The 11,970-nt window shown below is 62.7% G+C and carries 13 protein-coding genes and 1 riboswitch; of the genes, 6 read left to right on the top strand and 7 right to left on the bottom strand.

Annotation, left to right across the window (positions count from 1 at the left end; genetic code table 11):
* Positions 1-111: 111 nt before the first annotated feature.
* The 3 genes from H0Z09_RS18170 (at position 112) to H0Z09_RS18160 (ending at position 2,031) form a co-directional block, all read left to right on the top strand.
* Positions 112-552, top strand: a complete 441-nt coding sequence (locus H0Z09_RS18170) for a TspO/MBR family protein (protein WP_186692068.1) — start codon at positions 112-114, stop codon at positions 550-552.
* Complete coding sequence (locus tag H0Z09_RS18165; RefSeq protein WP_186692066.1) at positions 552-1,478, top strand: alpha/beta hydrolase fold domain-containing protein; 927 nt, start codon at positions 552-554, stop codon at positions 1,476-1,478. The genes H0Z09_RS18170 and H0Z09_RS18165 overlap by 1 nt, the downstream gene beginning before the upstream one ends.
* Positions 1,479-1,806: 328 nt before the next feature.
* A complete protein-coding gene (locus H0Z09_RS18160) occupies positions 1,807-2,031 on the top strand; it encodes a hypothetical protein (RefSeq protein ID WP_186692064.1) in 225 nt (74 codons plus the stop codon).
* Positions 2,032-2,197: 166 nt separating this feature from the next.
* Here the strand turns inward: H0Z09_RS18160 and H0Z09_RS18155 are convergent, their stop codons facing one another.
* The 4 genes from H0Z09_RS18155 to H0Z09_RS18140 form a co-directional block, all read right to left on the bottom strand.
* Positions 2,198-2,962, bottom strand: a complete 765-nt coding sequence (locus tag H0Z09_RS18155) for an ABC transporter ATP-binding protein (protein WP_186692062.1) — start codon at positions 2,960-2,962, stop codon at positions 2,198-2,200.
* Complete coding sequence (locus H0Z09_RS18150) at positions 2,959-3,963, bottom strand: iron ABC transporter permease (protein WP_186692060.1); 1,005 nt, start codon at positions 3,961-3,963, stop codon at positions 2,959-2,961. The genes H0Z09_RS18155 and H0Z09_RS18150 overlap by 4 nt, the downstream gene beginning before the upstream one ends.
* On the bottom strand, positions 3,960-4,970 hold the full coding sequence (locus tag H0Z09_RS18145) for an ABC transporter substrate-binding protein (protein WP_186692058.1): 1,011 nt from the start codon (positions 4,968-4,970) through the stop codon (positions 3,960-3,962). Before H0Z09_RS18145 ends, H0Z09_RS18150 begins: the two co-directional genes overlap by 4 nt.
* A 116-nt stretch (positions 4,971-5,086) precedes the next feature.
* Positions 5,087-5,281: riboswitch (cobalamin riboswitch) on the bottom strand.
* Between the two features lie 36 nt (positions 5,282-5,317).
* On the bottom strand, positions 5,318-6,262 hold the full coding sequence (locus H0Z09_RS18140; RefSeq protein WP_186692054.1) for a DNA/RNA non-specific endonuclease: 945 nt from the start codon (positions 6,260-6,262) through the stop codon (positions 5,318-5,320).
* A 128-nt stretch (positions 6,263-6,390) separates the two neighbouring features.
* Between H0Z09_RS18140 and H0Z09_RS18135 the strand changes: the two genes are divergently transcribed.
* Together H0Z09_RS18135 and H0Z09_RS18130 are read left to right on the top strand one after the other, a co-directional pair.
* A complete protein-coding gene (locus H0Z09_RS18135; protein ID WP_186692052.1) occupies positions 6,391-7,455 on the top strand; it encodes a M4 family metallopeptidase in 1,065 nt (354 codons plus the stop codon).
* Between the two features lie 14 nt (positions 7,456-7,469).
* Complete coding sequence (locus tag H0Z09_RS18130; protein WP_186692050.1) at positions 7,470-7,775, top strand: protealysin inhibitor emfourin; 306 nt, start codon at positions 7,470-7,472, stop codon at positions 7,773-7,775.
* Positions 7,776-7,864: 89 nt separating this feature from the next.
* On the opposite strand, the gene H0Z09_RS18125 is transcribed toward H0Z09_RS18130, so the two are convergent.
* Positions 7,865-9,256, bottom strand: a complete 1,392-nt coding sequence (locus tag H0Z09_RS18125) for an aldehyde dehydrogenase family protein (protein WP_186692048.1) — start codon at positions 9,254-9,256, stop codon at positions 7,865-7,867.
* Between the two features lie 103 nt (positions 9,257-9,359).
* On the opposite strand from H0Z09_RS18125, the gene H0Z09_RS18120 reads away from it, so the two are divergent.
* Positions 9,360-10,232 (top strand): LysR family transcriptional regulator, encoded by an 873-nt coding sequence (locus H0Z09_RS18120; protein ID WP_186692046.1) that lies wholly within the window; start codon positions 9,360-9,362, stop codon positions 10,230-10,232.
* A gap of 106 nt (positions 10,233-10,338) precedes the next feature.
* Here H0Z09_RS18120 and H0Z09_RS18115 read toward each other — a convergent pair whose 3' ends face one another.
* Together H0Z09_RS18115 and H0Z09_RS18110 are read right to left on the bottom strand one after the other, a co-directional pair.
* Positions 10,339-10,548 carry a hypothetical protein gene (locus H0Z09_RS18115; RefSeq protein ID WP_017847720.1) on the bottom strand — a complete coding sequence of 70 codons (210 nt, stop codon included), beginning with the start codon at positions 10,546-10,548 and terminating at the stop codon, positions 10,339-10,341.
* A 99-nt stretch (positions 10,549-10,647) separates the two neighbouring features.
* Positions 10,648-11,844 (bottom strand): amino acid aminotransferase, encoded by a 1,197-nt coding sequence (locus tag H0Z09_RS18110; protein ID WP_186692044.1) that lies wholly within the window; start codon positions 11,842-11,844, stop codon positions 10,648-10,650.
* Between the last annotated feature and the right edge of the window lie 126 nt (positions 11,845-11,970).

Below are 11,970 nucleotides of genomic sequence, written 5' to 3'. Positions count from 1 at the left end.
TGACGCGCAGAAGAGATGGCATTTTTTCGGCCTTCATTGAATTTTTGCGCTCGGGTTCGAGTCATTCAAGCAGAGCGTTGCTTTCTAACTACTTCACCTCAAGGACTGACGATGACCTTTTTTATCTTCCTGCTCGCCTGCGCCGCCGCCGCCAGCACCGGCATTATCTTCAAGCCGGGTGCCTGGTATGAATCGTTGGCCAAGCCCAGCTTCACCCCGCCCAATTGGCTGTTCCCGGTGGCCTGGACGATCATCTACTTGCTGCTGGCCTGGGCCGGTTATCGCCTCAGCCTGATCCCGGGCAGCCAGATCGTGTTGGCCTTGTGGGCGGCGCAGATCGCCTTGAACACACTGTGGACGCCGGTGTTCTTCGGCGCTCATCGCGTCCTCGCGGGGATGGTGATTATTACCGTACTGTGGCTTACCGTGGCGGCGATGGTGGTGTTGGCGGTGCGCCTGGACCTGATCACCGGTTTGATCCTGTTTCCTTACCTGGCGTGGTTGTGCGTTGCGGCGGCGCTGAATTTCTCGATCCTGCGAAATAACCGTTAATGGCCTTCACGCCCTGGCCCGCCAGTGAGCCCGAACTGGCCCAGATGCGCCGCTTCAACCAGACACTTGCCTGGTTGCCGCGCTTCAAGATCCGCAATCGCGTCACGCCGCGTTTGATCCAGGCGCTGTTGCGTGCCAGCCAAACCATCAAGCGCGCACCTGCGGTGGAAATAAAGCGGGTGAACGGGGTTCCGGTGCGGATCCTGCGGCCGGGTGGCAGGCCCAAGGGGGTTGTGCTGGACATCCACGGCGGCGGCTGGGTGATTGGCAATGCGCAGATGGATGACGACCTCAACCTGGGCATGGTCAACGCATGCGATGTAGCGGTGGTGTCGGTGGATTATCGGCTGGCGGTCGACACGCCGGTCGAAGGGTTGATGGAAGACTGCCTGGCGGCCGCGCGGTGGTTGCTGACCGCCGATGAGTTCGCCGACCTGCCGGTGTTCGTTGTTGGCGAATCGGCTGGCGGGCACCTGGCGGCGGCGACCTTGCTGGCCTTGAAACAATGGCCCGAACTGCTCAAACGGGTAAGCGGGGCGGTGTTGTATTACGGCGTCTACGATCTGACCGGCACACCCAGCGTGCGCACGGCGGGGCCGCAGACGCTGATGCTGGATGGGCCGGGCATGGTCGAGGCGCTGCGGATGCTGACGCCGGGGTTGAGTGACGACGAGCGTCGCCAGCCGCCGTTGTCGCCGCTGTATGGCGATTTTTGCGGGTTGCCGCCGGCGTTGATGTTTGTGGGTGAACTGGATCCGCTGAAGGATGACACGCTGTTGATCGCCGAACATTGGCCAGAGGCAGAGGCGCATCTGTTGCCGGAGTCGGCGCATGGGTTCATCCATTTTCCGGTGGCGATGGCAGCCAGTGTGCTCGCCTGCAGCCACACATGGATAGCGCAGCGGATGCTCCTGATAAACGTGTAGTGAGCGGGCTTGTCCCGCGCTGGGCGTGAAGCGGCCCCAAAACCAGGCGCCATAATTTTACCTGACACACAGCGGCGGTCCGATTGGGGCGGCTTCGCCACCCAGCGCGGGGCAAGCCCGCTCACTACAGGGAGATTTGTCAGCCCTTGACGAAGGTATAACCGCAGGAATCGGATAGCCGCAGGTGTCCGGGATCCCGCCTTATAGCGGCTCGCCAAGCGTGGGTGTTTCTCGGGCCGGGTAGACCGGGCATAGGGCAATTGAACTTAAAAGTTGATCACTTGGTCAGCTAATTAAGCAGCTCCGTTTCCCTTATCAGGACTTTTCCATGCGCGATTACACGCTCAACTACCTGTTCAACGGCGAACCCCGTACCCACACATTCGGGCTCAAGCAACCCGAGTTGCCCGTGCATGAGGCGGCGTTGCACTTGCTGCAATTGCATTTGGGCGATGCGGAGAATGGATTGGTCCTGCCTCCTGCGGATGCGACGCCGGAGGAAGTTTTGCAGCAGGCGCGGGTGATGGGGATAACCGAGATCGAGGTGCTATAACGAAAGGCCCAGCACCTGCTGCAGATATCAAGGCAACAGCGATCAAATGTCGGAGCGGGCTTGCTCGCGAATGCGGTGTATCAGTCAATAATTAATCAACTGATCGACCGCTTTCGCGAGCAAGCCCGCTCCCACATTGGATTTTTGGTGTTTTCGTAAGCGTGCGCTAGTTAGGGCGCAACCGCAGTATCTGCGCCCCATCGAACGGGTCTGTGAGGTAGTGAGCCTGCACGCCAAACGTCTGCTGCAGCCGTTGCGGCGTCAGCACCTCCAGCGGCTGACCCAGCGCCACCAGCCGGCCGTGATCCAAGACTGCCAGCCGGTCACAGGTCAGCGCCTGGTTCAGATCATGCAGCGCAACCAAGGTGGTCACCGGCAACCCCTGTATCCCCTTCAATATCCCCAGTTGATGTTGGATATCCAGATGATTGGTCGGCTCATCCAGCAGCAGGATCTGCGGGCGTTGCGCCAGCGCGCGGGCGATGTGCACGCGCTGGCGTTCGCCGCCGGAGAGGCTGCGCCAGGCGCGCTGGCTCAGGTGGGTGGCGTCGACGTCATGCAGGGCCTGGTTGACGATGGCGTCGTCCTCGCTGGACCACGGGCTCAGCGCCGACAGCCACGGCGTGCGCCCCAGTGCCACGGCATCAAAGACACGGATCGCATCGTCGGTGTCGGCCTGTTGCTCCACCACCGCCAGTGTCTGCGCGATGGCGCGACGGGACAGCTCGCCCAATCGCGCACCGCCCAGCCGCACCTCACCGCAGGCCGGCGTACGCAAGCCGGCGAGCAGTTTGAGCAGGGTGGATTTGCCGGAGCCGTTCGGCCCGACGATGCCCAGGGTTTCACCCAAGTGCACGTCCAGGTGAATATCACGCAGTAGTTGGGCTTCACGCACCTTGAAGCCCAGCCCGCTGCAACTGAGTACCGTCATCGCGCGTTCCTCCGGCCGATCAGGATCAGCGCGAACACCGGTGCGCCGACCAGTGCCGTGACCACACCGACCGGAATCACTTGGCCCTTGATCAGCGTGCGCGACAGCACATCCGCCGCGATCAAAAACAGCGCGCCACCCAACGCACTGGCCGGCAGCAGGCGCGAATGCCCGGTGCCGAGCAACAGGCGCACGGCGTGGGGAATGACCAGCCCGACAAAACCGATGGAGCCGACAATCGACACCATCACCGCCGTCACCAGGGCCGCGCAACCCACCAGCACGAACTGCACGCGCCGCACGGGAATACCGAGGGACGCCGCCGAGTCGCTGCCGAAGGTAAACGCGTCCAACGCCCGACGGTGCCACAGGCACACCGCCAACCCTGCGACCGCCACCGGCACCGCCAGCCACACCGAGGGCCAGCGCACGCCGCTGAGGTTGCCCAGCAGCCAGAACAGGATGCCGCGCGCCTGTTCGGAACTGGCGGACTTGGTGATCAGGAACGCGGTGAGCGCATTGAACAGCTGCGAACCGGCAATGCCGGCGAGGATGATCTGGCCGGTGCCGCTGGAGGAACCGCTGGCGCGCGCGAGCAGGATCACCAGGGCGAATGCCGCCATTGCCCCGGCAAACGCACCGGCCGACAGCGACACCAGCCCGCCACCGACGCCCATCAATGCCACCAGCACCGCGCCGGTCGAGGCGCCGGCGCTGATGCCCAGCAGGTACGGATCGGCCAGCGGGTTGCGCAACAACGACTGCAGGATCACCCCGCACGTCGCCAGCCCGGCACCGCAGGCGGCGGCGACCAGCGTGCGCGTCAGCCGATAGTTCCACACCACGCCTTCATCGATGGGGTCCAGCACATAACCGGCAGCCCATAGTTTGTTGGCGAGTACCTGCAGCACCACTTGCGGCGAGATGGCGGTTTCGCCGATGGCCACGCCGGCGAGCACAGCGATCAGCAGCAAGGCCAGGGCGAGTAGGGCGCGGATCATTTGCGCAGGTCGTAGCCGTCGATGGCGGCCGCCAATTGTTCAAGGCCGTCGAACGTGCGAATGCTGGCCTGCAACGCCATGGCGTCGAGAATGATGATGCGGTTGTTTTTAACCGCGTCCATGTTGCGCGTCACCGGATCGCTGCGCAAAAAAGCGAGTTTCTTTTCATGATCGTCAGCGGGGTAGCGGCGGCGGTCCATGCGTGCGATCACCAGGAAGGTCGGGTTGGCCTTGGCAATGGTTTCCCAGCCGACGGCGGGCCACTCTTCATCGGACTGCACCACGTTGTGCAAGCCCAGCGTCTGCAGCATGAATTCGGGAACGCCTTTATGGCCGGCCACGTACGGGTCGCTGGCCATTTCGGAACTGGAGAACCACACCAGTGCGCTGGCGTGCTTGAGGCCTTTGTTTTGCACGGTGGCGATGGACTTGGCCAGACGCGCCTTGAGTTCGTCATTTAACTGCTGGCCGCGATCCTGTACGTCGAAGATCTGCGCCAGTTGGCTGATGCTTTTGTAAATGGTCTCGATGCGAAACGGCTGCAGTCGCGTGCCGTCGGCGCCCACCAGGTTGTCCTTGCCTTCGCAGTCGGAAGGCAACAGATAGGTCGGGATCTTCAGTTCATGGAATTGCTCGCGCGTACCCACTACACCGTGCGCGCCGACCACCCATTCCAGCTCGGCGGCTACCAGTTGCGGGCGCTTGGCGATCACCGCTTCGAAGCTCGGCTCGTTGTTGGCCAGGCGCTCGATGGTGTCGTTCTGCGTCTTGAACTGCGGCAATACGCTGTTGAACCACAGCGACGTGCCGACCACTTTGTCGCCCACGCCCAAGGCATACAGCATCTCGGTAGCTGCCTGGCCGATGGTCACGCTGCGGGCGGGCGCTTGCTGGAAGCTGAGGTGGCTGCCGCAGTTTTCCACGCTCAGCGGGTAGTGGGTGGGCGCGGCGTGGGCCAGGGCACAGAAGCCGATGCCGGCGAGCAGGGCGGTAACGCGTGGCAGCATGGAGCGATCTCCGGGTGAACCGTACGTGGAACTGGGGAGGTACGGTATTGGAAATAGACGCTCGAGCGCTGTGGTACAGGCAGGCAAGAATGTCCTTCCCGGACACCCCGCCGGTTAGTGATAGAGCTTGCGCCGGCAGGTCTCCTGACTGATGCGTCGTCGCCACGCTCCAGCCTTCCCGGACGGGTCCAGTGGCATCAAGGAGCAGGCTCGGCACCTACAGTTGCGGGGGCAGTTCCGATTGGCGCGGGTGTACCGCGCTTCGGATTCCCTATTAGTCCCGTTTGGGAACCGGCGCGGTATGGTAGTTGATTAGCGCCTGGCGAAATAGCCCAAGGCGCGTCCCGTCAGAGACGAATGTCGTCCGGGCCCTGGATCAGCGCTTCGATGCGCGTGCCGGTGGCGCGCTCTTCGTTGCTGAAGCCGTCGTAGTCGGCCAGGTTGGCGAAACGGATGCCGGTCAGGCGTTCGATCTGGATCACGCTGCGCTGGTAGGTCCTGAGCTGGCCGAACATCAGGTCGAGCTGGCCCAGTTCGCGGCTCTGGTCAATCATGTAGGCGCTGGCGGAGGGTTTGCCATCATCGCTGAGGTAAGCGACGACTTTCCAGAACGCCTTGGGGATCTTGACGCCCCGGTACACCCGGTCGTCGTCGCTGAACACCGGGCCGGTAAACACCGTTGCGCGGGCTTTCCAGCGTTGGGTGTTATCGAGGATGTAGTCCTCGAGTTCCAGCCAGGTCTTCTGGTTGAACCCGCTCATCTGCGGCGAGCAGTTGGTGAAGTGGAAGGTGTCGAAGTTGGCGGTCTTCGCCTCGTCGCCCCAATTGGGGTCTTGCCGGCGTACCAGGTGGCCGCGATCCAGACCGTTGCCAGCGTACAGGTCCTCGCCCACCTGTGCGTCGATCGGCAGGCGACCGTCGTAGGCCCAGGTGTCGTTGCTGCGGGCCACGTCCACATGCTGCGCGCCATCGATGTTGGCGCCTACATACAGCGCCAGCCGCCGCGAACGTGACATCGTTACCGAGAAGTGCGTGTAGTCCAGGCGTTCGCCGCCGTTTTTCTGCGTCTGTACATCGCTCGCAAGGCGTTGCTCGACCGTGGGCCAGGGCACCGCGAAGCCGCCGAGGAAATCCTCGGCATAGCCGCGCCGGTCCTTGAGGTCCTTGGCGGCGGTGACGCGGGGCGTCGCCGCCCTGGCCTCCAGCAGGGCAGGGCTGGGCGCGAGCAGCGGGTGCAGGTCGGCGAGCCTTGGGCGGTGCGAAAGATCAATCTTGGCTTTACGTGCTGGCATCGGTAAGTCCTCCTTGAATAAACACGACTGCAACATAGCTTAATGACAATTGATGAGGCGCATTGAACCCGGGAAGCTATCCTGAATCGATTACTTGGACGTTGTCACATGCCAAAGGGAGTCAGCCCATGTGTGTTCGCCAGCCTCACCGTCATCCGATTTTCTGCCTGATCCCGCCGTACATGCTCGACCAGATCGCGCGCAACGGCGATAAAACCCAACGCGACGTTGCATTACGCACCCGCGCCAAGGACAGCACGTTCCGCTCACTGCGCATGGTCGCGGTGCCGGCCAAAGGGCCCGCGCACATGGCCCTTGCGATGGGCGCCGGCAAGCGTCGCTCGATCTACAGCGCCGAGGGCACCGACAGCCTGCCGGGCACGCTGGTGCGTGGCGAAGGGCAGCCCGCCAGCGGTGACGCAGCGGTGGACGAGGCCTATGATGGCCTGGGCGCCACCTTTGATTTTTTCGAACAGGTCTTCGACCGCAACTCCATCGACGATGCCGGTATGGCGTTGGACGCCACGGTTCATTTTGGCCAGAACTATAACAACGCGTTCTGGAACTCCAGCCAGATGGTGTTCGGCGATGGCGATGAGCAACTGTTCAACCGCTTCACCATCGCCCTCGACGTGATTGGTCATGAATTGGCCCATGGCGTCACCGAGGACGAGGCCAAGCTGATGTATTTCAATCAGTCCGGGGCGCTGAACGAGTCGCTGTCGGACGTGTTCGGTTCACTGATCAAGCAATATGCGTTGCAGCAATCGGCGCAGGACGCCGACTGGTTGATCGGCAAGGGTCTGTTCACCAAAAAGATCAAAGGCACCGCGTTGCGTTCGATGAAAGCCCCCGGCACCGCGTTTGACGACAAGCTGCTGGGCAAGGACCCTCAGCCTGGGCACATGGATGATTTTGTCCAGACTTACGAGGACAATGGCGGGGTGCACATCAATTCGGGCATTCCCAACCATGCGTTTTACCAGGTGGCGACGAAGCTCGGCGGGTTCGCCTGGGAGCGCGCCGGGCGTATCTGGTACGACGCGTTGCGCGATGCGCGGCTGCGCCCGAACTCCGGGTTCCTGCGCTTTGCACGCATCACCTATGATATTGCCGGTCGACTCTACGGCGTGGGCAAGGAAGAGCAGCAGGCGGTCAAGGACGGTTGGCAAGCGGTCGGCATTACGGTCTGACGTGAGGAACAACCATGCAAATTTCGCTCAAGGAAAACGGCGGGCCTGGGTTTTTCCCAGGCTTGGCCAAGCCACGTACCCTGACGCTCGATGCACTACCGGAACCCGACCAGCAGGAGTTGCGGCAGCTGATAGAGGCGTCGGACTTCTTTCAGTTGCCGCAAAGTGAAGCGCCGGCTCCGGGTAACCCCGGCCAGGTGCATTACACCCTGACCGTGACGGAAGGCGAGCAGGCGCATACCGTTTGCGTGCTGGCGCCGGTGAAGTCCCAGGCGCTGGACGGGCTGGTGCAGTGTGTGCGGCGGCATGTGCGCTGCTGAGTCTGTTGGTGAGCGGGCTTATTGTGGCAAGCCCGCTCGCCACAGAGGCCCCCACAATTGATCTCCGGTGTTTTCAGTTCTTTTTTGGCTTACTTACGATCCAGCCACACGGTCTGCGCATTGCAGAATTCGCGTACGCCGAAGTGCGACAGCTCGCGCCCGAAACCGCTCTTTTTCACGCCACCAAACGCCACACGAGGGTCGGAAACGCTGAAGGCATTGACGAAGATCCCGCCGGTTTCCAGCTGATCGGCAATGTCGCGTGCCTTGGCCGGGTCTGTGGTGAAGATGCTTGCGGTGAGGCCGAACTCGCTGTCGTTCGCCAGGGCTACGGCGTGGTCGGCGTTGCGCGCGGTGATAATCGACGCCACGGGACCGAATAGTTCCTGTTTGAACGAGGTCATCTGGTCGGTGACGTTGGCCAGCACCGTAGGCTCGTAGTAGTTGCCGGCGCCGGGCACTTTGTTGCCACCCAGCAGCAGCGTCGCGCCTTCTTCCAGCGTGGCCTGGACCTGGCCGTGCAGTTCGTCGCGCAGGTCGAAGCGCGCCATCGGGCCGATGTAGGTGGAGGCTGAAGTCGGGTCGCCCATCACCAGGGCACGGCTGGCTTCAAGGAATTTGGCGGTAAAGGCTTCCACCACACCCGCTTCGATGATCAGGCGCTTGGCGGCTGCGCAGACCTGACCACTGTTCTGGAAACGGCCGATCAGCGCGGCTTGCACGGCGGCGTCGAGGTCGGCGTCGTTGAGCACGATGAACGGATCGGAGCCGCCCAGTTCCAGCACACATTTTTTCAGCGCGGCGCCGGCCTGGGAACCAATGGCAATGCCGGCACGGACGCTGCCGGTCAGGGTGACGGCGGCGATGCGCGGGTCGGCAATGGCCTTGGACACGCCGTCGTTGGCCACGTTGATCACTTCGAACAGGCCTTCGGCGAAGCCGGCTTTGTGGAATGCCTGCTGGATCAGGTAGGCGCTACCCATCACGTTCGGCGCATGCTTGAGCACGTAGGTGTTACCGGCCAGCAGGGTCGGCACGGCGCCGCGCAGCACTTGCCACACCGGGAAGTTCCACGGCATCACGGCGAGGATCGGGCCCAACGGGCGGTATTCGATGCGGGCGCTGCCGTTGTCCACCAGGGTTGGTTCCGAGGCGAGCATGGCCGGGCCGTGGGCTGCGTACCATTCGCTCAGTTGCGCGCATTTTTCGATTTCGGCACGGGCCTGGGCGATGGGCTTGCCCATTTCCAGGGTGATGGTCTGGGCCATTTCTTCTGCCTGCTCACGCAAGGCGCTGGCCAGGCTCAGCAGCAACTCGGCGCGCTGGCTGACCGGCTGGCGGCGCCAGGTGCGGAAGGCTTGGGTGGAACGCTCAAGGGCGGCGTCCAGTTGAGACGCGTTTTCGTAGGCGTAGCTGGCAACCGTTTCGCCATTGGCGGGGTTGATCGACAAGGCGTGGGTCTGGTGGGAAATAGCGTTCATGGCACCGTCCGGCTGAATGAATGAGATGGACCCAGCCTACGGGGCTGTATCTTTTCTGGAAACTGAATAATATTAAGCGATACATTCACGATTGGAGAATGACTTGGACCTGGTGCAGCTGGAAATCTTCAAGGCCGTTGCTGAGCAAGGCAGCATCAGCGCCGCCGCGCAGTTGATTCATCGCGTGCCGTCGAACCTGACCACGCGCATCAAGCAACTGGAGCAGGATCTGGGCGTGGAGTTGTTTATCCGCGAGAAAAGCCGCCTGCGCCTGTCACCGGCCGGCTGGAATTTCCTCGGCTATGCGCGGCGTATTCTCGACCTGGTGCAGGAAGCCCGAGCCACGGTGGCGGGGGAGGAGCCCCAGGGCGCGTTCGCCCTCGGTTCGCTGGAAAGCACGGCGGCCGTGCGCATTCCAGCCTTGCTGGCGGCGTACAATCAGAAGCACACCAAGGTCGAGCTGGACCTGAGCACCGGGCCTTCTGGCACGATGATCGAAGGCGTGCTGTCGGGACGCCTGACCGCGGCCTTTGTCGATGGCCCGGTGCTGCACTCGACGCTGGAGGGCGTGGCCGTGTTCGAGGAGGAAATGGTGGTGGTCGCGCCGCTGCACCACGCGCCGATCACGCGCGGGCAGGACGTGAATGGCGAGAATATCTATACGTTTCGCTCGAACTGCTCATACCGGCACCACTTTGAACGCTGGTTTTCACAGGATGGCGCGGCGCCTGGCAGGATTTTCGAGATCGAGTCCTACCACGGCATGCTCGCCTGTGTCAGCGCCGGGGCGGGTTTGGCCTTGATGCCGCGCAGCATGCTGGAAAACATGCCGGGCTTTGCGGCGGTGAGTGTGTGGCCGTTGGCCGACAGTTACCGCGTGTTGAACACTTGGCTGATCTGGCGCCGGGGCACGGTGTCGCAGAGTTTGAACAGCTTCGTGAAACTCCTGGAGGAGCGCGATCTGGTAGCGCCATAGATCCAATGTGGGAGCTGGCTTGCCTGCGATAGCATCAGCCGGGTTTGCCTGATACACCGAGGTGCTGGCATCGCAGGCAAGCCAGCTCCCACAGTTTGTGGCCTTATCAGCCGCCGAATTGCAGGGTGCCCATGGCTAACTTGGCCATGATCGCCGTCGCGCCCAGTTGCACCAACCACAGCGCCAACCCACCCAAAAACACCCCCAGCGCCACTTGCAGCACCAGGCTTTTCTGGCGCTTGGCTTGCGGCGCGCGTGGGGTGAAGTGGTCCAGTTCGTCGCGGTCGGCACGCAGGTCCAGGTCGTCGTTTCTCATAGGGTTCTCACAGCAAAGGGGCGGTCGAGGTTCAGTCTAGGGGCTGGACACGAAAAAGGGGAAGCCATCGGCTTCCCCTCCTTGTGCCACCGCTACCGTTTACAGCACCTGAACGATTGCCTGTGTGACCGCATTGATGTTCGACTGGTTCAACGCCGCCACGCAGATACGTCCGGTATCCAAGGCGTAGATGCCGAATTCGCTGCGCAAGCGGGTGACTTGCTCAACGGTCAGGCCGGAGTAGGAGAACATCCCGCGCTGGCGGCCGACAAAGCTGAAGTCGTGGCCCGGCGCAGCCTTGGCCAATTCGGCGACCATCTGCTCACGCATGGCACGGATGCGCAGGCGCATCTCGGCCAGCTCGGCTTCCCACTGGGCACGCAGCTCTGGGCTGTTGAGCACCGCCGCGACGATGGCCGCGCCGTGGGTCGGCGGGTTGGAGTAGTTGGTGCGGATCACACGCTTGACCTGGGACAGGATGCGCGCGCTTTCTTCCTTGGAGTCGCCGACGATGGACAGCGCACCGACGCGTTCGCCGTACAGGGAGAACGACTTGGAGAACGAGCTGGACACAAAGAAGGTCAGGCCGGACTCAGCGAACAGGCGCACCGCAGCGGCGTCCTCGTGGATACCGTCGCCAAAACCCTGGTAGGCCATGTCGAGGAACGGCACGAGGTTTTTGGCCTTGACCACGTCCAGCACGTTTTGCCAGTCGGCCGGGCTCAGGTCGACGCCGGTCGGGTTGTGGCAGCACGCGTGCAACACCACGATGGACTGTGGCGGCAGGGCGTTGAGGTCTTCGAGCAGGCCGGCACGGTTTACGTCGTGGGTGGCGGCGTCGTAGTAGCGGTAGTTCTGCACCGGGAAACCGGCGGTTTCGAACAGGGCGCGGTGGTTTTCCCAGCTCGGGTCGCTGATGGCGACGACGGCGTCTGGCAGCAGTTGCTTGAGGAAGTCGGCGCCCAGCTTCAGCGCGCCGGTGCCGCCAACGGCTTGCACGGTGACGACGCGGCCGGCTTCGAGCAGGGGCGATTGCGCGCCGAACAGCAGGGTTTGCACAGCCTTGTCGTAGGCCGCGATGCCGTCGATCGGCAAGTAGCCCCGGGCGGCGTGTTGCGCTACGCGAATGGCTTCCGCTTCGGCAACGGCACGCAAGAGTGGAATCTTCCCCTCCTCGTTGCAATAAACGCCCACGCCAAGGTTGACCTTGGTGGTTCGTGTGTCGGCGTTGAATGCTTCGTTGAGGCCCAGGATTGGATCGCGTGGTGCCATTTCGACAGCGGAGAACAGGCTCATTTTTGCGGCAGCTCTATGGGGGAAGGGAGGGACGTGTCGCGCTCCAGCCGAATGCACTAGAGCGGTGCACAAACGGGGAGCTAGTATAGAGGCCATCACCGCCGAGGGCGACAGCCTAAACGGCTT

Source organism: Pseudomonas sp. SWRI18 (assembly GCF_014268345.1).
In the GTDB taxonomy this organism is placed as follows: Bacteria; Pseudomonadota; Gammaproteobacteria; order Pseudomonadales; family Pseudomonadaceae; genus Aquipseudomonas; species Aquipseudomonas cedrina.
This window is presented reverse-complemented; position numbering and strand designations above follow the sequence as displayed.